Source organism: Micromonospora sp. CNB394, from assembly GCF_000374985.1.
GTDB lineage: Bacteria > Actinomycetota > Actinomycetes > Mycobacteriales > Micromonosporaceae > Micromonospora > Micromonospora marina.
Genome location: NZ_KB895850.1, coordinates 57,523 through 80,777 on the forward strand (window position 1 = coordinate 57,523; position 23,255 = coordinate 80,777).

Annotated in this window: 8 protein-coding genes; 5 read left to right on the forward strand and 3 right to left on the reverse strand. The window is 75.5% G+C overall.

Annotation, left to right across the window (positions count from 1 at the left end):
• The first annotated feature begins 154 nt into the window (after window positions 1–154).
• Window positions 155–1,345, forward strand: a complete 1,191-nt coding sequence (locus C569_RS0123205; RefSeq protein WP_018788139.1) for a hypothetical protein — start codon at window positions 155–157, stop codon at window positions 1,343–1,345.
• Between the two features lie 103 nt (window positions 1,346–1,448).
• Here C569_RS0123205 and C569_RS0123210 read toward each other — a convergent pair whose 3' ends face one another.
• Window positions 1,449–2,486 (reverse strand): 3-dehydroquinate synthase, encoded by a 1,038-nt coding sequence (locus C569_RS0123210; RefSeq protein WP_018788140.1) that lies wholly within the window; start codon window positions 2,484–2,486, stop codon window positions 1,449–1,451.
• A complete protein-coding gene (locus tag C569_RS0123215) occupies window positions 2,467–3,300 on the reverse strand; it encodes a hypothetical protein (RefSeq protein WP_018788141.1) in 834 nt (277 codons plus the stop codon). Before C569_RS0123215 ends, C569_RS0123210 begins: the two co-directional genes overlap by 20 nt.
• A 225-nt stretch (window positions 3,301–3,525) precedes the next feature.
• Here C569_RS0123215 and C569_RS0123220 point away from each other — a divergent pair, with 225 nt between their 5' ends.
• From C569_RS0123220 to C569_RS0123230, 3 genes are all read left to right on the forward strand, one after another.
• Window positions 3,526–18,408, forward strand: a complete 14,883-nt coding sequence (locus C569_RS0123220; RefSeq protein ID WP_018788142.1) for a type I polyketide synthase — start codon at window positions 3,526–3,528, stop codon at window positions 18,406–18,408.
• Between the two features lie 70 nt (window positions 18,409–18,478).
• Window positions 18,479–20,041, forward strand: a complete 1,563-nt coding sequence (locus tag C569_RS0123225) for a bifunctional 3-(3-hydroxy-phenyl)propionate/3-hydroxycinnamic acid hydroxylase (RefSeq protein WP_018788143.1) — start codon at window positions 18,479–18,481, stop codon at window positions 20,039–20,041.
• 29 nt (window positions 20,042–20,070) lie between these two features.
• Window positions 20,071–20,958: a class I SAM-dependent methyltransferase gene (locus C569_RS0123230; RefSeq protein WP_018788144.1), complete on the forward strand. Its 888-nt coding sequence runs from the start codon at window positions 20,071–20,073 to the stop codon at window positions 20,956–20,958.
• A gap of 69 nt (window positions 20,959–21,027) precedes the next feature.
• Here the strand turns inward: C569_RS0123230 and C569_RS0123235 are convergent, their stop codons facing one another.
• On the reverse strand, window positions 21,028–21,789 hold the full coding sequence (locus C569_RS0123235) for a thioesterase II family protein (RefSeq protein WP_026268551.1): 762 nt from the start codon (window positions 21,787–21,789) through the stop codon (window positions 21,028–21,030).
• A 318-nt stretch (window positions 21,790–22,107) separates the two neighbouring features.
• Between C569_RS0123235 and C569_RS0123240 the strand changes: the two genes are divergently transcribed.
• Window positions 22,108–23,255, forward strand: a 1,148-nt coding sequence (locus C569_RS0123240) for a beta-ketoacyl synthase N-terminal-like domain-containing protein (protein WP_369753953.1), incomplete at its 3' end; no start/stop codon positions are given.

Consider the following 23,255-nt stretch of genomic DNA (forward strand, 5'->3'; position numbering starts at 1 on the left):
GGTGCACACGGCACGCCCGGCTCTCGCGGCCGAGCGGCCGCACCAGGACCGGGAGCCCACGCCTGAGGCCACGTTCTCCGCTGTTCGTGGCCGTGGCGCACCGGTTTCAGCGCTACCCCGAGGCCCGCACCGGGCCAGCATGTCAGGAGATCAGATGCAGGTTCCCATCCAGGTACAGGTGTTCGCACACGACGGGGTGGTCCTCGCCCGACCGCCCGACCCGTCGGCCACCGCCGACAGCCCCTATCTCGCCGGCGCGGGCGCCGCTCTCTACAACGGCCTGGACATGATCACGGGTCTGCACCTGACCCTTCCGCACCAGTCGGCGGTCATCTGCAGCACCGGCTCCAGCGCGGACAAGTCACTGCGTCTGCTCAGCCGGAGTGGTCTGAAGACGCCCAGCGACCTGCGGGAGTTCCGCTCCGGCGCGCAGGCGGTGCGGTACGCGCGGGAAGCCGTCGAGCGGGGCGAGACGCTGGAGTTCCAGTTTCCCCCGCATGACCCGCTGCTGCGGGCCGCTCGCGCCCGGGTGCCCGCGGATCTGCTCACCCGCCTCAACAACAAGACCGTGCTGGAGACTCTGGTCGCGCCGGAGTACCTGCCCCGCCGGCAGGTCGCCACCCCCGCCGAGGTGCGCCGGATCGTGGCGCGGGACCGCCGGCCGGCGGTCATCAAACCGGCCGGGGTCGAGGTGTTCAGTGGAATTGCGATCTTCACCCGTCGGTTGCGGGACCGGCGGAACCGTTCCCTGTTCAACCAGTTGGAACAGGTGAGCGAGCAGTGGATCGTCGAGGAGGAGGTGCCCTTCGAGACGATCTGGGGTCTCCAGTTCGGCGTGACCGACGGGGGAACGGTGCACTACTTCGGAGCGTCGGTACACCTGCCGCAGCCCACCTCGACGTGGGTCGGCTGTGTGATGGACGACGACCAGCCCCCGGAGGAGCTGGTCGAAGCGCTGACCGTAGGGGTCCGAAAGGCCAGTGAGCTCGGGTACCGGGGCTACTGCTCCTTCGACGCCGGGATCGGCCGCGACGGCGCTTTGCGGGTCATCGACCCGAACTTCCGGGTCAGCGGGGCCACCACCTCGCTGCTGCACCGCAGCTCGCTGCTGGGCCGGCATCCGTGCGCCATGACCACGTTCTTCTCACTGGCTCCCGGCGTCGACGCCGAGCCGATCCTCGCGCCGTTCATCGACCGGGGGCAGTTCGTCGTGTTCATGCACCACGACCCGGCAGAGACGGACAACGGCCCGCTGCCGGCGACCATCGTCGGCATGGTCGGAGCCGCGGACCGGTACGCCTGCGGCGTGCTGGTGGCGCAGATCCAGCGGGCCCTGGGCACCTGACGCGCCGGTCCGGGCCCGCTCGGCTCCGGCGGCTCGCCATCCGTTCGCCGGCCCGGCCGCCCCGCGGCGCCGGCCGGCGAACGGGCACCCGGCGGTGGCGGCCTCACATGCCGGAAAGTGCCGTACGCACAGCGACCTCGGGGACGCGGGTGACCAGTTCGACTCCGCCCGGTCCGTCCAGGACGAAGGACAGGCCCGAGGTTGCCTTCTTGTCCCGGCGCATCAGCCTGATCAGCTCGTCGTGGTCGACGCCGCCGGGCAGCGTGGTGTCGAGCCCGTAGCCCGCCACCACGTCGTGGTGCTCGGCCACCCGGTCGGCCGGTATCCGGCCGAGGACGCCGGCCAGGCGGCCCGCGAAGACCGTGCCGATTCCGACGGCCTCACCGTGGCGCAGGCCGAAGTCGGTGGCCCGCTCCAACGCGTGCCCGAGCGTGTGACCGTAGTTGAGGATGTGCCGCAGGCCGGAGTCCCGCTCGTCCGCGGCCACCACCCGAGCCTTCAACGCCACCGATGCGGCGATCTGTTCCGCCACCGGCCGGTCACACAGATCACCGGCGCCGATGAAGTGCGCGCGGGCGATCTCCCCGTACCCGTTGCGCCACTCCCGCTGCGGCAGCGTCCTCAGGTGCTCGGTGTCGCAGAGCACCGCCCGGGGTTGCCAGTACACGCCCACGAGGTTCTTGCCCTCCGGCAGGTTGACGGCGGTCTTCCCGCCGACGCTGGCGTCCACCTGGGCCAGCAGCGAGGTCGGCAGATGGATCACCGGTACACCCCGGTGGTAGAGGCCGGCGGCCAGCCCGACCACGTCCGTGGTGGTGCCGCCGCCGCAGGAGACCACGGCGTCGGTCCGGGTCAACCCGAACTCGGCGAACGCCCGGCAGAGCTGTTCCACGGTGGTCAGGTTCTTGTCGTGCTCGCCGTCGCGGGCCGGCACCACCCGGTGCGGCACGCCCGGGTCGGGCGTCCACTCCGGTGGCCGGGCCGAGACCACCACGACCCGCTGGGCGCCGATCCGCGCCACCTCCGCCGGGAGCCGGTGGCGCACGCCGGGACCGATCAGCACCGGGTACGACCGTTCTCCGAGTGCCACCTCGACGCGGGCCGGCTCGCCGGCGGGACGGTCAGGTACCGGCGCGTGCATGTGGTTGCTGCCTCCTCTGCGGAACGTGGGCCGGCGCGGTCGGGGCCGGGTCGGCCCGCACCATCGACAGGCGCAGCGCCAGCGCGGCCAGCGAGTCGACCTCCGGCCGGATGCCCCACCGGTCGTGGGTGAGCTGCGCGTGGTGCGCCAGCAGGAACCCGGGAGGCGCCGTCGGGTGGTGGTGACCCACCACGTCGGTCACCCGGTCCAGGTAGCGCTGCCACGCCACTGCCACGTCCCCGCCCAGCGGTAGGTCACCGGCCGACAGGACGATCTTCTCCGCCCCGGCGTCGGCCTGCGCGGCCAGCTCCCGCCGCTGCGCGCCGGTGAGCCGCTGGCTGCGTTCCTGCCAGTGCAGGAACAGGAACGCCAGGCGGTCGGCCGCCGGCATCAGCCCGGTCAGGTGCCGCAGGTGCGCCACGGCCAGCGGCAGCTCGCCGCCGGCCAGCCAGGGCACGTCGCCGCCGAGCAGGGTGAGGGCCAGTTCGCTGCCCGCGAACGCGAGCGGGCCGCCCCGGGCGGGGTCGCGCACGACGCACCGGTCCCCGGTCAGGGACGTCCCCGGGTCGTACGCGAGCAACCCCGCCCGGACCGCGTCGAGCGCGGCGGGGGTGGCATGGAAGCCGAGGCTCAGCCGCCCGGCGGGGGAGCCCTCCGGGTCGAAGAACCAGTGCATGCCGGGATCGGCCCGGCGGGCGGCGGCGACCAGCCCGGTCAGGACGGTGCCGACCAGCTCGGTCAGCCGCGTGCCCGGGCAGCCGCCGGCCGGTACGGCCGAACGGGCGAACAACCAGCAGCGTTCCAACGACGGCACCTCGGCTGACGGGCGGGTGGAGCACGGGATTCGACGGTCCGCGGGGGTCGCCCCATCATCGGCCCGCGGGGCCGTTCCACCACCCGATCGGCGCTTCGAACTGGGGACGACTTAGGGGGTGACAGGGGTAGGACACCGGCAGGGTGCTCGGAAGACTTGGGCCGCTACGGCGAGCGAGGTCTACGCCGCGGATGAGGAGTCTCGCCGACGGATGGATGTGGTGACATGCTTCGGAGCGACCTGATCCAGCCGTTGTCCGATCTGATCGAGGCGCACGCCGCCAGGTCGGGGAACAAGGTCGCATTCCGCGACGACCGCCGGGCGGTCGGATACGCCGATCTGGCGGCGCGGACCCGTCGGCTGGCCGGTCACCTGGCGGCGGCCGGGGTCGCCCGGGGCGACCGGGTGGCCTTCTGCCTCGGCAACCGCGTGGAGACGGTGGAGACCTGGCTGGCCGTCACGCGGGCCGCCGCGGTCGGCGTGCCGGTGAATCCACACAGCACCGACGCGGAACTGGCCCATCTGCTGGACGACTCCGGCGCGGTGCTGGTGGTCACCGACCCGCGTCACCTCGACCAGATGCTGCGGCTGCGTGCCACCCGGCCGGCCCTGCGGATCGTGGTCACCGGGGACAACCCGGTTCCGGACGGGGTCGTCGCCTGGCGCGATCTTGTCGACACCGAGCCGACCGTGGGCGCCCGCGACGACCTGGGCCTCGACGAGGTGGCCTGGATGCTCTACACCTCCGGCACCACCGGTCGGCCCAAGGGTGTGCTTTCCACCCAGCGCACCTGCCTCTGGTCGGTCGCCGCCTGCTACGTGCCGATCCCCGGGCTCACCGCCGCCGACCGGGTGGTCTGGCCACTGCCGCTGTTCCACAGCCTCTCCCACATCGGGTGCGTGCTCAGCGTGACGGCGGTCGGGGCCACGGCCCGGCTCATCGACGGCTTCTCCGCCGACGACGTGCTGCGCGCGGTCGACGAGGACGAGGCCACCGTGCTCGCCGGTGTGCCGGCGATGTACCACCACCTGGTCACCGCCGCCCGGGAGACCGGCTTCCGCGCCCCGGCCCTGCGGGTCTGCCTGGTCGGCGGGGCGATCACCACCGGCGCGCTGCGGCGTGCGTTCGACGAGGTCTTCGACGCGCCGCTGCTCGACGCGTACGGCAGCACGGAGACCTGCGGCTCGATCGCCGTCACCCGGCCGGGGCAGCCCCGGGTCGAGGGCTCCTGCGGGCGCGCGGTGCCCGGCGTCGAGGTGCGCCTGGTCAGCCCGCAGACGGGTCTGGACGTGCCGACCGGCGCCGAGGGGGAGGTCTGGGTCAGCGGTCCGAGCGTCATGCTCGGCTACCACGGCCTGCCGGAGGTCACCGCCGCCGCCCTGCGCGACGGCTGGTACCGCACCGGTGACCTGGCCCGCCGCGACGCCGACGGCAACATCTTCGTCACCGGCCGCCACCAGGAGCTGATCATCCGGGGCGGGGAGAAGATCCACCCGGTCGAGGTGGAGGAGGTGCTGCGCGCGGTGCCCGGCGTCGCCGACGTGGCGGTGACCGGCCGGCCGCACGAGGTGCTCGGCGAGGTGCCGGTGGCGTTCGTGGTGCCGGGGGCGGAGGGCTTCGACCCCCGTGCCGGGTACGCGGCCTGCCGGGAGCGGCTCAGCTACCACAAGGTCCCCGAGGCGCTGTACGAGATCGGGCAGGTGCCCCGCACCGCGTCCGGCAAGGTCACCCGCCGGCTCCTGCTCGACGGGCCGGCCCGGCTGCGGGCGATCAACGGCAGCCACCACGAGGCGCTCAGCCTGCTCGCCTGGCGACCGCTGGACCTGGCCGCCGTACCGCCGGTGGCGGCGCCCGTACCGGCGGCCGCGCAGGACGCCGCCGCCCCGGTCCGCCGCTGGGCGCTCGTCGGCGCCGGGAGCGAGTCGCTGGTGGAGCCGTTGCGTGCGGCGTCGCCGGGGGAGCGGTTCCGGGCCCACCGGGATCTGGCCGGCCTGCGCGAGACTCCCGAGGCGCCCGACGTGACGGTGCTGCTGGCCGGGCCGGCCGACGCCGACGCGGCGGACCTCGCCGACCGGTTGCGAGGTTGGCTCGACGACGACGGCTTCGCCGGCACCCGGCTGATGCTGCTGACCGGCCCGGTCGGCGACGCGGCCAACGGCCCCGATCCGAGCGGTGCCGGCAGCGCGGGCGAGGCCACTGCGGGCGACGCCGCCGCGGGCGAGGCCACTGCGGGCGACGCCGCCGGGTGGTCCGGACCCGATCCGGCGGCCGGCGCCGTCTGGGCGGTCGGGCGCAGCCTGCAGGCCGCGTACCCGGACCGGATCGTGCTGGTCGACCACGACGCCGCGGACCGCTCGCTCGCCCTGCTGCCGGCCGTCGTGGACGCCGGCGCCGCGCAGGTCGCCCTGCGGGCCGGGGCGGCCCGGTACGCGGCCCTCGTGCCCGCCCCGGCGACCGCGCCGGGACGATCGGCGACCGTGGCCGACCCGGAGCGCCCCGTCCTGGTCACCGGCGCCGACGGACCGACCGGCGCCGCGCTGGCCCGGCACCTCGTCGCCGTGCACCGCGCCCGCCGGCTGCGGCTGCTGCACGCTGGCGCGACGCCCGCCCCGGCCCTGGCGGACCTGGCCGCCGAACTCACCGCCGCCGGTGCGGAAGCCGTTCCGCTGCCCGCCGAGCGGGCGGGCGACGAGGCGTTCGGCGCCGTCTTCCTCTGCCCGTGCGACGACGACCTGGCCGACGTCGAGTGCGCAGTCCGGCTGCTCGGCCTCGCCGCGACGCTGGACGCCGCGGGCCGCCACCCGGAGGCGGCGTTCACCGTCCTCGCGCCGTCCGCCCTGCTGCTGGGCGCGGCGGGCCGGGAACGCGCCGCCTCGGCCGTCGGGGCCCTGCACGCCCTGGTCGCCCGCCGCCGGGCCGCCGGTCACCCGGCCCGGCTCGTCGGCACGACCGCGCCCGCCGAGCGCGGACCGGCGGCGACCGGACCCGCAGCGGGCACCGCATCGGCGGCAGTGCGTGCCGACCTCGCCGCGTTCGACGTGGCCCACGACGGCGCCGACCTGGTCGTGCTCGCCCACCCGGCGGGCCACGCCGACGCCGCGCACCCCGCCTGGCGCGAGCCCGTGGCCGAGCCCGGCGACTCCACGGACGACCGGGACGCCGCCGAGCTGCGCCGTCGGCTGGCCGGGCTCACCACCACCGAGGGGGATCGGCTCCTGCTCGACCTGGTCCGCGCCGCCACCGCGCAGGTGGCCGGGCTGCCCGGCCCGGCCGCGGTCCGCCCCGGCCGCGCCTTCAAGGAACTCGGCTTCACCTCGGTCGCGGCGGTTGCGTTGCGCGATCGGCTGGCCCAGGCCACCGGGGTACGGCTCTCCGCGACGGCCGCGTTCGACCGGCCCAGCCCGCAGGCACTCGCCCGGCACCTCGCCGCCCGGCTGCGTGGTGCCGTCCCGCCGGCCACTCGCACGACCGGCCGGTCGGAACTTCCGTCCACAGCGGACGATCCGGTGGCCGTCGTCGCCATGGCCTGCCGGCTTCCCGGCGGCGTCGCCTCCCCCGAGGAGCTGTGGGAGCTGGTCGACCAGGGCCGGGAAGGGCTCACCGAGTTCCCCACGGACCGGGGCTGGGACCTGGCGAACCTGTTCTCCGACGACCCCGACCGCCCCGGCACCTCGTACGCCCGGGTGGGCGGCTTCCTCACCGGCGCCGCGGACTTCGACGCCACCCTGTTCGCGATCAGCCCGCGCGAGGCGCTCGCCATGGACCCGCAGCAGCGGCTGCTGCTGGAGACGTCCTGGGAACTGTTCGAGCGGGCCGGCATCGACCCCACCTCGCTGCGCGGCAGCGCCACGGGCGTCTTCACCGGCGTCATGCACCACGACTACGCCGCGAACCTGCGCCAGGCGCCGCCCGGCACCGAGGGCTACCTCGGCGTCGGCACCGCCGGCAGCGTCGTCTCCGGCCGGGTCGCGTACGCGCTGGGGCTGGAGGGGCCGGCGGTCACCGTCGACACGGCCTGCTCGTCGTCACTGGTGGCGCTGCACCTGGCCGCCCAGGCGCTGCGCGCCGGGGACTGCTCGCTCGCCGTGGCCGGCGGCGTGGCGGTGATGGGCACCCCGCAGGCGTTCGTGGAGTTCAGCCGGCAGCGCGGGCTCGCCCCGGACGGCCGGTGCAAGGCGTTCGCCGACGGCGCCGACGGCACCGGCTGGTCCGAGGGCGTCGCCGTGCTGCTGCTGGAACGGCTCTCCGACGCCCGCCGGGACGGGCACCCCGTCCTCGCCGTGCTGCGCGGCTCCGCGGTCAACTCCGACGGCGCGTCCAACGGGCTGACCGCCCCCAACGGGCCCGCCCAGGAGCGGGTCATCCGCCGGGCGCTGGACGCGGCCGGGCTCTCCGCCGCCGACGTGGACGCCGTCGAGGCGCACGGCACCGGCACGTCCCTCGGTGACCCGATCGAGGCGCAGGCGCTGCTCGCCACGTACGGGGTGGGCCGCGGTGACGCCGAGCCGCTGCGGCTCGGCTCGCTGAAGTCCAACCTCGGCCACACCCAGGCCGCCGCCGGTGCCGCCGGGCTGATCAAGATGGTGCTCGCGATGCGGCACAGGACACTGCCGCGCACCCTGCACGTGGACGCCCCGACGTCCGAGGTGGACTGGTCCGCCGGCGCGGTCGAGGTGCTCACCGAGGCCCGCCCGTGGCCCGACGTACGCCGCCCCCGCCGGGCCGGCGTCTCGTCGTTCGGCATCAGCGGCACCAACGCCCACGTCATCGTCGAGGCCCCCGCCGACCCGCCGACCTCCGCCGGGGACACCGCCCGGCAGTCGCCGCCCGCCACCGCGGCAGCGCGACCGTCGACCGACACCGCTCGGCCGCCCGTACCGTGGCTGCTCGCGGCTGCCTCCGGCGAGGCGCTGCGTGACCAGGCGGCCCGCCTGCTGGCCTGGTTCGACGGGCCGGGGGCGCACGTCGACCCGGCCGACGTCGGGCACGCCCTCGCCACCACCCGCGCCGCTCTCGAACACCGGGCCGTGGTCCTGGTGGGCGACGCGGAGTCCGCCCGGACGGGGCTCGGCGCGCTGGCCCGCGGCGGACCGGACCCGGACCTGCCGGGCGTGCTGACCGGCCGGGGCGTCGACGGCCGACTCGGCCTGCTCTTCGGTGGGCAGGGCGGCCAGCGCGCCGGCATGGGCCACGAGCTGCACGCGGCGTACCCCGTCTTCGCGGCCGCCTTCGACGCGGCCTGCGCCGAACTCGACCGCTGCCTCGCCGGCCACGCCCCGTTCCCCGTCGCGGACGTCGTCCTCGCGGCCGAGGGCACCGCAGCGGCCGAACTGCTCGACGAGACCCTGTACACCCAGCCGGGCCTGTTCGCCTTCGAGGTGGCGCTCCACCGCCTCCTGGAGCACTGGGGGATCCGCCCCGACGCGGTGCTCGGCCACTCCGTCGGCGAGCTTGCCGCCGCGCACGTGGCCGGGGTGTTCTCCCTCGCCGACGCGGCGGCGCTGGTCGCCGCCCGCGCCCGGCTGATGCAGCAGCTGCCCGCCGGGGGCGCGATGGTCGCCGTCGAGGCCGACGAGGCCGAGGTCGCCGCGCACCTGACCGACCGGGTGGGCCTCGCCGCCGTCAACGGCCCCACCAGCGTCGTCCTCTCCGGCGACACGGACGCGGTGCTGGCCGTCGCGGACACCCTGCGCGCGGCCGGGCGCCGCACCAGCCGGCTGCGGGTGTCGCACGCGTTCCACTCGCCGCGCATGGACCCGATGCTCGACGAGTTCCGCGCGGTCGCGGCCGGCCTCACGTACCGCACCCCGCACCTGCCGGTGGTGTCCAACCTGACCGGCCACCCCGTCGACCCGGCCCGGCTCTGCTCGCCCGAGCACTGGGTGGCGCACGTGCGGGGCACCGTCCGCTTCCACGACGGCGTACGAGCCCTGCACGGGCAGGGCGTCACCACCTTCCTGGAGATCGGCCCGGCCGGTGTGCTCACCGCGATGGCCCAGGACTGCCTCGTCGCCGAGACCGACGAGCTGGCCTTCGTCCCCGCCGTACGGGGCACCGCAGGCGAGGCCGAGGCGCTGCTCGCCGCCGTGGCGCGGCTGCACGTGCGGGGCGTCGCGGTGGACCGTGCCGCCCTCGCCGGCCCCGGCCCGCACCGCCGCGTCGACCTGCCCACGTACGCCTTCCAGCGCCGGCACTACTGGCTGCCCGCTCCCACCGGCACGGGCGGTTCCGTCGGCGCCGGACTGGCCGACGCCGGGCATCCGCTGCTCGGCGGCCTGCTGGCGGTCGCCGGCACCGGGCAGGTGGTCTGCACCGGGCAGATCGCCACGGCCACCTCGCCGTGGCTGGCCGCGCCCGGCGACGGCACGGCGCCGCTGCTGCCCGCCACCGCCCTGCTGGACATGCTCGCCCACCTCGGCGACCGGCTCGGCGCCCCGAGCGTGCGACGGCTGCGCGTGCCCGAGCCGGTTCCGCTGCCCGCCGAGGCAACCCTCCAGGTGCAGATCGACGTGGGCGCGCCGGACGAGCACGGACGCCGGGAGGCGCACTGTCACGTCCGGGCCGGCGAGGGGCTGCCCTGGCGGGAGGTCGCCGAGGCCGTGCTCGCCCCCGTCGACCCGGAGAGCGGCCGGGGCGCCCTCGCCCCCGTCTGGCCCCCCGCCGGGGCCCGGCCGGTGGACCTGAGCGCCCCGCCGCACCGCGCGCTGGCCGGGGAACTGGCCCGCGCGGCGTGGGTCGCCGCCGACCGGCTCTACGTCGACGTACGCCTGCCCGACGACGCCCGCGACCCGGACGCCGAGCGGTACGGCGTGCACCCGCTGGTGCTGGAGGCGGCCCTGTGCCTGCTCCCGCTCGCCGGCTTCGCGTCGGTCGCCGACGCCGGGCCCACCGCCCGGCTGCTGCCCACCGAGTGGGCGGGCGTGCGCCGCCACGCCGTCGGGGCGCACGCGCTGCGCGTCTGCCTGGCCCCCGCCGGGGCGGACGCGGTGACGCTGAGTGCCGTCGACGACGCAGGCGGGGCCGTGCTCGACGCCGACCGGGTGGTGCTGCGGCCGGTGGACCTGCCGTCCGCCGACGCGCCGGCGCCGGCGGCCACCCCCGCCGGGCTGTACGCCGTCGACTGGCTGCCCGCCGCGTTCCCGGCGACCCCGGCGCCCTCCTGGACGCTCGCCGACGGCACGCCACCGGACGGGCCGCTGCCGCCGCTGCTGGTGCTGCGGGTCGGCGACGGCGAGTCGGGCCGGCCGGTGCCCGACCGGGCGCACGCCGTCGGCCTCGCCGTGCTCGACGTGCTCCAGACCTGGCTGGCCGACCCCCGCGCGGAGACCACCCGCCTGGCCCTGGCCGTGCGCGACGGCGACCCGGTGCACGCCCCCGTGGCCGGGCTGCTCCGCGTCGCCCAGGCCGAGCAGCCCGACCGTTTCCTCCTGCTCAGCCTCGACACCACCGACGACGCCGCCATCCGTTCGGCGCTGGCCGTCGCCGCCGACGAACCCGAGGTGGCCGTCCGCGACGGCCGCGCGCTGCTGCCCCGCCTGCGCCCCGTCGAGCGGCCCCCGGCCGGCGCGCCGCTCGCGGCCCTGGCCGGCGGCACCGTGCTCCTCACCGGCGGCACCGGCGGGATCGGCCGGCACGTCGCCACCCACCTCGCCACCGCGCACGGCGTCACCGAGCTGGTGCTGGTCAGCCGCAGCGGCCGGGCCGACGACTGGACGACCGCACTGACCGACGCCGGCGTCACAGTGCGGGTGGTCGCGGCCGACGTCGCCGACCGGGCGGCGCTCGCCGAGGTCGTCGCCCCGCTGGCCGACCGGCTCGTCGCCGTCGTGCACGCCGCCGGGGCCACCGACGACGCTCTGCTCACCGACCTCGACCCGCCCCGCTGGGCGCGGACCCTGCGCGCCAAGGTGCACGGCGCCTGGCACCTGCACGAGCTCACCGCCGGCCTCGACCTGGCGGCGTTCGTGCTCTTCTCCTCGGCCGCCGCCACCTTCGGCAGCCCCGGCCAGGGCAACTACGCGGCCGGCAACGCGTTCCTCGACGCGCTCGCCGCGCACCGCCGCGCCCAGGGCCTGCCGGGCAGCGCCCTGGCCTGGGGGCTGTGGGCCGCCGAGGACGGGATGGCCGGCCGGCTCAGCCCCGCCGACCTGGCCCGGCTCGCCCGCGGTGGCACCCGCCCCCTCGACCCGGCCGCCGGGCTGGCGCTGTTCGATGCCGCCCTGCACGTGGACCGGCCGGCGCTCGTGCCGATCGGGCTCGACCTGGCCGCCGTACGGACCTCCGGCGAGGTGCCCGCCCTGCTGCGGGCGCTGCTGCCCCCGCCGCCCCGCCGGGCGGTCAACGCCGCCTCCGCGCCCGCCTCCGCGAAGGGCTTCGCCGACCGGCTGGCCGAACTCGCCGAGCCCGAGCGCGCCGAACTGCTGCTGGACCTCGTACGTGCCCGGTGCGCCACAGTGGTCGGGCACACCGGCCCCGAGCAGGTCGAGCCGCGCCGCCCGTTCAAGGACCTCGGCTTCGACTCGCTGATGGCCGTCGAGCTGAGCAACCGGCTCACCGCCGTCTCCGGGGTCCGGCTCGCCCCGCACGCCGTGTTCAACCACCCCACCCCCGAGTTGCTCGCCGCGCACCTGCACGCCCGGCTGCTCGGTACCGCCGCCACCGAGGTCGCCGACGCAAGCACCGTCGCTCTGGACGAGCCGGTCGCCATCGTCGCGATGGCCTGCCGATTCCCCGGCGGGATCGGCTCCCCGGAGGAGCTGTGGCGGCTGCTCGACGCGGGCGACGACGTCATCGGCGACCTGCCCGACGACCGGGGCTGGCCGCTGGCCGACCTCCACGACCCGGTGCCCGGCACGCCCGGCCGGACGTACGTGCGCTCCGGCGGGTTCCTCACCGGCATCGCCGACTTCGACGCCGAGTTCTTCGGCATCAGCCCCCGCGAGGCGCTCGCCATGGATCCGCAGCACCGGCTGCTGCTGGAGACCTCCTGGGAGGCGTTGGAACGCGGTGGCATCGACCCGGCCACCCTGCGGGGCAGCCGCACCGGTGTCTTCGCCGGCACCCACGGGCAGGACTACGCCGACCGGGTCGCCGCCGGTGTCGTCTCCGACGACGGCGAGGTCACCGCCGACGAGGGACACCTGCTGACCGGCACCGCCGGCAGCGTCCTCTCCGGCCGGGTCGCGTACGCGCTCGGGCTGGAGGGACCAGCGGTCACCGTCGACACCGCCTGCTCGGCGTCGCTGGTGGCGCTGCACCTGGCCGTTCAGGCGCTGCGCCAGGGCGACTGCGACCTGGCGCTGGCCGGTGGGGTGTCGGTGATGTCCACCCCGGCGGGGCTGACCGGCTTCAGCCGCCAGCGCGGTCTCGCCGCCGACGGGCGGTGCAAGGCGTTCGCCGAGGACGCCGACGGCTTCGGCATGTCCGAAGGCGTCGGGATGCTGGTGGTGGAGCGGCTCTCCGAGGCCCGCCGCCGGGGCCACCCCGTGCTGGCCGTCGTGCGCGGCTCGGCGGTCAACTCCGACGGCGCGTCGAACGGGCTGACCGCGCCGAACGGGCCGTCGCAGGAGCGGGTCATCCGGGCCGCGCTCGCCGCCGCCGGGCTGAGTGCCGCCGACGTGGACGCGGTGGAGGCGCACGGCACCGGCACGTCGCTCGGCGACCCCATCGAGGCGGAGGCGATCCTCGCCACGTACGGGCAGCGCCCGGCCGGCGGCACGCCGGTGCTGCTCGGCTCGGTCAAGTCCAACCTCGGGCACACCCAGGCCGCGGCCGGCGTGGCCGGCGTGCTCAAGATGGTCCTCGCCATGCGGCACGGGCGGCTGCCCCGCACCCTGCACGCCGAGCGCCGCAGCTCGCGGATCGACTGGGACTCGGGAGCGGTGCAGCTGCTCACCGAGGCCCGTCCATGGCCGGCGGCGGACCGGCCGGTTCGCGCCGGCGTCTCGTCGTTCGGCATCAGCGGCACCAACGCCCACGTGATCGTCGAGTCGGTCGCCGAGGCGACGCCGGAGGCCGCCGAATCCGAGCCGCCGCAGGAGCGCCCGCTGCCGTGGCTGCTGTCGGCGCGTACCCCGCAGGCGCTCGCCGGCCAGGCGCGGCGGCTGCGGGAGCACCTCGCCGCCCGGCCCGACCAGCGGTCCCTCGACGTGGCCTGGTCGCTGGCCACCACCCGGGGCTCCTTCGACTCCCGGGCGGTGCTGGTGGCCGCGTCCGCGCAGCGGGTCGCCGACGCCCTCGACGCGCTCGTCGAGGGCCGGCCAGACCCGGCGGTCACGCGCGGCGAGGCGCGGCCCACCGGCCGGTGCGTCTTCGTCTTCCCCGGGCAGGGCTCCCAGTGGCTCGGCATGGGGCTGGACCTGCTCGACCAGGCCCCCGTGTTCGCCGAACGCATGGCGGCCTGCGACGCGGCGCTGCGGCCGCACCTGGACTGGTCGCTGCTGGACGTGCTGCGCCAGGCGCCGGGCGCGCCCGGCCTCGACGAGGTCGACGTCGTGCAGCCCGCCCTGTTCGCGATGATGGTGTCGCTGGCCGAGCTGTGGCGCTCGTACGGCGTGCAGCCGGCCGCCGTGGTCGGCCACTCCCAGGGCGAGATCGCCGCCGCCTGCGTCGCCGGGGTGCTCTCCCTGCCCGACGCCGCCCGGGTGGTGGCGCTGCGCAGCCGCGCGCTACGGGCTCTGGCCGGGCACGGGGCGATGGCCTCCGTCGCGCTGCCCGCCGACACGGTCCGCGACCGGATCGCCCGCTTCGGCGAGCGGATCTCGGTCGCCGCCGTGAACGGGCCGGCCGCCGTCGTGGTCTCCGGCGAGCCGGAGGCGGTCGAGGAGCTGCTCGCCGAGCTGGCCGGCGAACAGGCCCGGGTGCGGCGGATCGCCGTCGACTACGCCTCCCACTCCGCCCAGGTGGAACGCATCCGCGACGAGCTGGCCGAGGTGCTGGCCGGCATCGCCCCCGGCCCGGCCGCCGTACCGCTGTTCTCCACCACCGACCTGCGCTGGCTCGACGGTGAGGAGATGGGGCCCGACTACTGGTACCGCAACCTGCGCCGGCCCGTCGAGCTGGAACGGGCGGTTCGCGCGCTGGCCGCCGAGGGCCACGACACGTACGTCGAGTGCAGCCCGCACCCGGTGCTCACCGTCGGCGTGGAGGAGACCCTCGCCGACCACGACGGCGATGCCGTGGTGGTCGGCTCGGTGCAACGCGACCAGGGTGGCCGGGAGCGGTTCCTGCTCTCCCTCTCCCAGCTCCACGTGTCCGGTGTCGCGGTCGACTGGCGGCCCGCACTGGCCGGCGGCCGGCGCGTCGACCTGCCCACGTACGCGTTCGCCCACCGCCGCTACTGGCCCCGGGCGGTCTCCGGCCCCGGCGACGTCGGCGCCGCCGGTCTGGACGCCGCCGGTCATCCGCTGCTCGGCGCGTCGGTCGCGCTGGCCGAGACGGGCGGCCGCCTGTTCACCGGGCGGCTGTCGGCCGACGCGCAGCCGTGGCTGGCCGATCACCGGGTCACCGGCAGCGTGCTGGTGCCCGGCACCGGTCTGGTGGAGTTCTGCCTGCGCGCCGGCGACGAGGTCGGCCACCCGTTCCTCGACGAACTGGTCATCGAGGCCCCGCTGACCCTGCCCGCCGACGGCGCGACGCAGGTGCAGGTGGCGGTCGGCGCGGTCGCCGGCGACGGACGCCGCCCGGTGACCGTGCACTCCAGGCCCGCCGACGCGCCGGCGGGACATCAGTGGACCCGGCACGCCAGCGCCACCCTCCGCGCCGACCAGCCCGCGGTGTCGCCGCAGCTCACCCCCGGGCCGCCGCCCGACACCCGGCCCGTCGACCTGACCGGCTTCTACGCCGGCCTGGAAGCCGAGGGGTACGCGTACGGGCCGGCGTTCCAGGGCCTGCGCGCGGTGTGGACCAGCGGCGACGAGGTCTACGCCGAGGTGGAGCTGCCGGCGGCCCAGCGGGTCGACGCCGACCGGTACGGCCTGCACCCCGCCCTGTTCGACGCCGCCCTGCACGCCGCGCACTTCGGCGGCCTCGCCGGGGCCGGGGCCGGCCAGCTCCTGCTGCCGTTCGCCTGGAACGGTGTCAGCCTGTACGCCACCGGGGCGACCGCCCTGCGGGTACGGCTGACCCGGGTCGGGCCGCACGCCATCGCGCTGACCGTCGCCGATCCGACCGGCGCCCCGGTGGCCGAGGTGGCCGCCCTGACGATGCGCCCGATCTCCACCACCGAGCTGGCTGTCACCGGCGACCGGGCCACCCGCGACGCCCTGTTCCGCGTCGACTGGACGCCGCTGCCGCCCGTCGAGTCGGCCACCCCGGTCGACGCCGTGACCGTCGCCCCCGGCCTTGACGGGTTCCCGCTGCACCACGGACTGGACGGGCTCGCCGACGCCGTGGACGCCGGACTGGCCCTGCCCGGGGCGGTGCTCGTGCCGCTCGGCGCGTACCCCGCGCAGCCCACCCCCCGCGCGGCGCGCCACGCCGCCGTGCAGGCCCTCGACCTGGTCCGGCGCTGGCTCACCGAGCCCCGCTGGGCGGCGTCGCGGCTGTTGCTGGTGACCCGGGGCGCGGTGGCCGTGCACCACGCCGGCGAGGTTACCGACCCGGCCGCCGCGGCGGCGTGGGGCCTGGTGCGCTCCGCCCAGTCGGAGCACCCGGGCCAGGTGGTCGTCGTCGACGTCGACGGCGACGGGATCGGCCCCGACGAGGTGGCCGCCCTGCTGGCGGCGGACGAGCCGCAGGCCGCGATCCGGGTCGGCGCGGCGTACGTGCCACGGCTGGCGCGGACCGGGTCCGCCGGTGAGCTGCCCGCACCGCCCGCCGCCGCGTGGCGGCTGGACGCGCCGGTGCGGGGCAGCCTGGAGAACCTCACCCTGGTCGCCACCGACGCCGCAGACACCGCGCTCGGCCCCCGCGAGGTCCGGGTCCGCGTCCGTGCCGCCGGACTGAACTTCCGCGACGTGCTCAACGCGCTGGGCCTCTACCCGGGCGACGCGGGCCCGCTCGGCGGCGAGGGCGCCGGCGAGGTCGTCGAGGTGGGCGCCGGGGTGACCGACCTGCGCCCCGGCGACCGCGTCTTCGGGGTCTTCGTGGGCTGCTTCGGGCCCGTCGCGGTCACCGACCGCCGCCTGCTGGCCCCGATGCCGGCTGGCTGGTCGTACGTCGAGGCCGCCTCCGTGCCGGTGGTCTTCCTGACCGCTTACCACGGGCTGGTCAACCTGGCCGGGCTCACCAGGGGCGAATCGGTGCTGGTGCACGCGGCGGCCGGCGGCGTCGGCATGGCCGCCGTGCAGCTCGCCCGCCATCTCGGGGCCGAGGTGTACGCCACCGCCAGCCCCGCCAAGTGGGACGCCCTGCGCGCGCTCGGTCTCGACGAGGAGCACCTGGCCTCGTCCCGGACCCTCGACTTCGAGACCCGCTTCACCGACGCCACCGGCGGCCGGGGCGTGGACGTCGTGCTGGACTCGCTGGCCCGCGAGTTCGTCGACGCCTCGCTGCGGCTGCTGCCGCGCGGCGGGCGGTTCGTCGAGATGGGCAAGACCGACATCCGCGACGCCGACCGCGTCGCCGTCGACCACCCGGGGGTGGCCTACACCGCCTTCGACCTGACCCTGGAGGAGCCCGACGAGGTGCAGCGCATGCTTGTCGTTCTGCTCGGGCTCTTCGAACGGGGAACGCTCACCCCACTGCCCACCCAGGTGTGGGACGTCCGCCAGGCGCCGGAGGCGTTCCGGCACGTCAGCCAGGCCCGGCACGTCGGCAAGGTGGTGCTCACCATGCCCCGGGCGTGGGACCCCGACGGTACGGTGCTGCTGACCGGCGGCACCGGAACCCTGGGCCGGCTGGTCGCCCGGCGGCTGGTCGAGACGCACGGCGTACGGCGGCTGCTGCTGGTCAGCCGCCGCGGCGAGCGGGCCCCCGGCGCGACCGAGGCGCTCGACGAACTGCGGGCCCTGGGAGTCGAGGCCACGGTGGTGGCGGCCGACGTGTCCGACCGCGACAACCTCGCCGGGGTGCTGGCGGCGGTACCGGAGCGGCACCCGCTGACCGCCGTCGTGCACCTGGCCGGGGTGCTCGACGACGGGGTGGTCACCGCCCTCACCCCGCAGCGCGTCGACACGGTCTTCGCGCCGAAGCTCGACGCCGCGTGGCACCTGCACGAGCTCACCCGCCACCTCGACCTCGCCGGGTTCGTACTCTTCTCCTCCGGCGCCGGAGTGTTCGGCGTACCCGGTCAGGCCAACTACGCGGCGGCCAACGCGTTCCTCGACGCCCTCGCCGTGGCCCGCCGCGCCGAGGGGCTGCCGGGCCGGTCGTTCGCCTGGGGGCTGTGGGAGCAGGCCAGCGAGATGACCGCCAAGCTGGACCGGACCGATCCCCGGATCACCGCCCGTGACGGGCAGCTCGCCATCCCGTCCGAGCTGGGGATGGCCCTGTTCGACGCGGGCCTGCGGCTGGCCGAGCCGGTGCTGGTGCCGACGAGGATCGACGTCGCCGCGCTCGGCGAGCGGGCCGCGCGAGCCCCGGCCCTGCTGCGCGGGCTGCTGCGCCGGGAGCGGCCGACGGCGCGGGCGGCCACCCCGACCGGCGGCGGGCGTACGCTCGTCGACGAACTGGCGGCGCTGAACGGGCCCGAGCGCCACACCCTGGTGGTCGACCTGGTACGCGAGCAGGCGGCGAGCGTGCTCGGGCACGGCAGCCGGGCGGCGGTGGCCCCGGGCCGGGCGTTCAGCCAGATCGGCTTCGACTCGCTGACCGCCGTCGAGCTGCGCAACCGGCTGACCACGGCCACCGGTTTGCGCCTGCCGGCCACGCTGATCTTCGACTACCCGGACCCGAACGAGCTGGCCACGTACCTGGTGTCCGAGCTGGCGCCGGACACCGGACCGGCGGCCCCGCCGGTCCTCGTGGACCTGGAGAACCTGGAGCGCTCGCTGACCGAGGCCACTGTGGAACCGGAGCTGCACGACCAGATCGGGTCGCGCCTGGAGGTGCTGATCGCCAAGTGGCGGACGATGCGCGCCGGCTCGGGGGGCGATCGCGACCTCGATCTCGAACTGGCCAGCGACGACGACCTGTTCGACCTCATCGACTCCGAACTCGGGATCTGATGGCCGTCCGGCCGTCCCGCGCGCCGCAAGCCGCCCCCGTGTCCGACCGACCCGCGAGGAACCGATACCGATGCTGACGACCGACGTCCTGATCGTGGGCTACGGCCCCGTCGGTGAGATGCTCACGATCCTGCTGGCGCAGCGAGGGCTCACCGTCACGGCGGTCGAGCGGTGGGCCACCCCGTACAACTTCCCCCGCGCGGTGTCGTACGACGGGGAGGCGAGTCGGGTCCTGGCCGCCGCCGGTGTCGCCGACCGCCTCGGCCCGGTGGTGGAGTCGTCCGGCGAGTACACCTTCAAGAACGGCTTCGGCCGGACCCTGCTGCATGTCAAGGTCACCGGCGACGGCCCGATGGGCTGGCCCGACTCGGTCTCGTTCTACCAGCCGGGACTGGAGGCGCTGCTCGCCGAGCGGGGCGCGGAGCTGCCGGGTGTCACGGTGCTGCGCCCGTACCAGGTGACGGGCCTGGTCGAGCACGACGACCGGGTCGAGGTGACCATCGCCGGCCCGGACGGCGAGGAGGTCCGCGCGGCCCGCTGGGTCATCGGCTGCGACGGGGCCAACAGCTTCGTGCGGGAGCACCTGGGCGGCGGCGTCACCGACCTCGGCTTCACGTACGACTGGCTGGTCTGCGACGTGATCCCGCACGAGGCCCGCGAGTTCAAGCCGAACAACCTGCAGGTCTGCGACCCGGCGCGGCCCCGCACGGCCGTGTCGGCCGGCCCGGGGCACCGGCGGTGGGAGTTCATGCGGGTGCCGGGGGAGAGCCGCGAGGAGTTCGAGAGCGCCGCCAGCGTGTGGCGGCTGCTCGGCCTCTTCGACATCACCCCCGACAACGCCACCCTGGAGCGGTACGGCGTCTACACCACCCAGGCATGTTCGGCCGGGCGCTGGCGTTCCGGGCGGATCCTGCTCGCCGGCGACGCGGCGCACGTGATGCCGCCGTTCATGGGGCAGGGGATGAGTTCGGGCTTCCGCGATGCCCTCAACCTCGCCTGGAAGCTCGACCTGGTGCACCGCGGCCTCGCCGACGAGGCCCTGCTGGACACCTACCAGGAGGAGCGCTGCGCGCACGTGCAGCACGCCATCCGGATGTCCATGGACTCGGGCGCGGTTATCTGCGAGACCGACCGCGCCGCCGCGGCCGGCCGCGACGCCGCGATGCTCGCCGAGCTGCGCCGGCGTACCGCCCGCCCGCGCACCCGGTCCCTGCTGGAGCCCCTGTCCGGCGGGATCCTGCACAGCGGCTGCGAGGCCGCCGGCGCCCCGATGCCGCAGGGCCGCGTCGAGGTCGACGGCCGCGCCGGGCTCTTCGACGAGGTCGTCGGCACCGGCTTCGTCCTGCTCTGCGCCGAGGACCCCGGCGACCTGCTCGACGCCGACACCCGGGCCTTCCTGGACGCGCTCGGCACGCGGGTCGTCCGGATCGTTCCCGCCGGCGCGCCCGCGCCCGGATCCGGCGCCGCGCCGGCCGCCTTCGACCTCGACGACGTGTACCTGCCTCACCTCAAGCGGTACGACGCGGTGGCGGTGCTCGTCCGTCCCGACTTCTACGTCTTCGGCACCGCCGCCGACCCGGCCGTCGTGCCGGCGCTCGTCGAGGATCTGCGCCGGCAGATCCGGCGCGGCTGATCGGCATCCACCCACCGGAAGGAACCGACATGTTCGAGAACCTGAAGATCGCCGGCCGGGCGATCCGCACGGTCTTCACCGCCGACCCCATCACCCGGGTCCGGCGCTTCTACGAGATCCAGTCGCCCGACGTGGAGTTCGCGGCCCGCCGTACCCACTACATGAACGTGGGTTACTGGTCCGACGGGGTCACCGACATCGACACGGCCGCCGACGCGCTGGCCGACAAGCTGGCCGACGCCGCCGGGCTCAAGCCGGACGACACCGTGCTCGACGTCGGCTTCGGCTACGGGGACCAGGACTTCAAGTGGCTGCGGGAGCGCCAGGTAGCCAAGGTGTACGGCCTGAACATCACCCCGCACCACGTCGAGGCGGCGCAGCGCCGGGCACAGGAGGAAGGGCTCGCCGACCGGACCGACTTCCGGCTCGGCAGCGCCACCGAACTGCCCTTCGAGGACAATACCTTCGACCGGGTCGTCGCCCTGGAGTCCGCCTTCCATTTCTACCCGCGCAGCGCGTTCTTCGCCGAGGCGCTGCGGGTGCTGCGCCCGGGCGGCGTGCTCGCCACGGCCGACATCATCCCGGTCAGCGGCGACGTCGTCCGCGCCGCCATCCAGTCCGGCCCGCTGAGTTTCGTCAAGTTCAGCATTCCCAAGGAGAACTGGCACGACCGGGACACGTACCGGCAGCAGTTGGTCGAGGCCGGCTTCGCCAACCCGGAGGTCCGCTCGATCAAGGACCGGACGTGGGAGGGCTGGCGGGCGTACATGGCCGAGCGGACCAACGACCCCGCGTTCCGGGCCGTCGTCAAGCCGGCCGTCCGCAAGAGCATGGCGGCCCACTGGAAGAACCAGGACCTCATGAAGCGTGAGCTGGCGCAGCTGGACTACGTGATCGCGGTCGGCCACAAGCGGTGACACCGCGCACCGACGAGGGGCCCGCCGACCGGTCGTGACGACCGGCGGACGGCCCCTCGTCCGGTGGGATCAGACCGCCGGCGCCGCGCTCAGTGCCGTCGAGACAGCCCGCAGGATCGCCGGCTGGTGCTCGGCCAGGAAGAAGTGCCCGCCCGGGTAGACCTTCAGGTCGAACGCCGCGGTGGTGTGGTCCGACCACGCCCGAGCCTCGTCGACAGTCGTCTTCGGGTCGTCGTCGCCGGTGAGGACGGTGATCGGGCAGCTCAGCGGCGGCCCCGGCCGGTAGGTGTACCGCTCGGCGGCCCGGTAGTCGTTGCGGATCGCCGGCAACGCGGCGCGCAGCATCTCCGGGTCCCCGAGGACGGCGGAGTTGGTGCCGCTGAGCTTCCGGACGTCGGCCAGCAGCCCCTCGTCGTCGAGCAGGTGCACCGTCTCGTGCCTCGACTTCGACGGCGCCCGGCGTCCGGACGCGAACAGGTGCGCGACGCTGCCGCCGTCCTGCTCGATGAGCCGGGCGAGTTCGAAGCCGAGGCTGGCCCCCATGCTGTGCCCGAAGATGGCCAGCGGCTCGACCCGCCAGGGCCGCAGCACTGTGAACACCTCGCGCGCGAGGTCGTGGATGTCGCCGATGCACTTCTCGTGGCGCCGGTCCTGCCGCCCCGGGTACTGGATCGACAGCACCTCCACAGCGGGGGAGAGAGCGCGGGACACCGGGAAGTAGAAGCTTGCCGACCCGCCGGCGTGGGGCAGGCACACCAACCGCCTCGCGCCGCCCGGAGCGGGGTGGAAGCGTCGCACCCACAAGCCGTTGTCGGTATCTGGCGTGGTCATCCTCTGGTGGTCCTTCCGGCGGCTGCGGTTGCCGACCGGATCGGCGCGGACCCGGTCGAGGCGACGCTAGTGCGACGGGTCGGGACCGGACACCCCTAGCTGGTCGGTTGCCTGGTTAGGGGTTGTCCGCGCTCGCGCGCAACCAATAGCTTCTCCCGGCAGATGGGGATCTGCGTGGCTCTCGGCCGAGCGAGCCGAACGACAGATACAGGTGTCGCCTGAGACTTCTGCGCATTCGTACCGTCGCCTACGTCGAGTCTCCGCCGTGAATCGCGATGGGCTGGGATGATGGACACCGAAGAGAAGCTCCGGGAGTACCTGAAGAGAGTCACCGCCGACCTGCGGCGGACCCGGCAACGGCTCCGGGACGTCGAGGCCGACGCGCAGCAGCCCATCGCGATCGTCGGCATCGGCTGCCGGTTCCCCGGCGGGGTACGCACCGCCGAGGAACTGTGGGATCTCGTCGTGTCCGGCGGTGACGCGATCGCCTCCTTCCCCACCGACCGCGGCTGGAATCTCGACGCGCTCTACGACCCGGAGCGGTCCCGGCCGGGCACCTCCTCAGTCCGTGAGGGCGGATTCGTGGCCGACGCCGCCGAGTTCGACGCCCGGCTGTTCGAGGTCTCGCCGCGCGAGGCCCTCGCCATGGACCCGCAGCAGCGGCTGCTGCTGCATACCTCGTGGGAGGCCGTCGAGTCGGCGGGGATCGACCCCACAAGTCTGAAGGGCGCCCGGGTCGGGGTCTTCGCCGGCATGACCCACAGCGGGTACGCACACCCGCCGGAGACCCTGCCGGCGGGCGTGGAGGACTACCTCGGTCTCGGCAACGCGGGCAGCATCGCCTCGGGTCGGGTGGCGTACTCGTTCGGGTTCGAGGGTCCGGCGGTGACGGTGGACACGGCGTGTTCGTCGTCGCTTGTGGCGTTGCACCTGGCGGTGCAGGCGCTGCGGTCGGGGGAGTGCGACCTCGCGTTGGCCGGCGGCGTGACGGTCATGCCCACCCCCGCGGTGTTCGTCGACTTCACCAGGCAGGGCAACCTGTCCCCGGTGGCCCGGTGCCGGGCGTTCGCCGACGCGGCGGATGGCACGGCGCTCGCCGAGGGCGTCGGCGTGCTGGTGGTGCAGCGGTTGTCGGATGCGCGGCGTGACGGGCGTCGGGTTCTGGCGGTCGTGCGGGGCGCGGCCGTCAACCAGGATGGTGCGTCGAATGGTTTGACGGCGCCGAATGGTCCGTCGCAGCAGCGGGTGATCCGGCAGGCGTTGGCGAACGCGCGGTTGGGTGTGGCTGATGTGGATGTGGTGGAGGCGCACGGTACGGGCACGACGCTGGGTGATCCGATCGAGGCGCAGGCGTTGTTGGCGACGTATGGGCAGGGTCGGGATGTGCCGTTGTTGTTGGGGTCGGTGAAGTCGAACATCGGTCATACGCAGGCTGCTGCGGGGGTGGCGGGTGTGATCAAGATGGT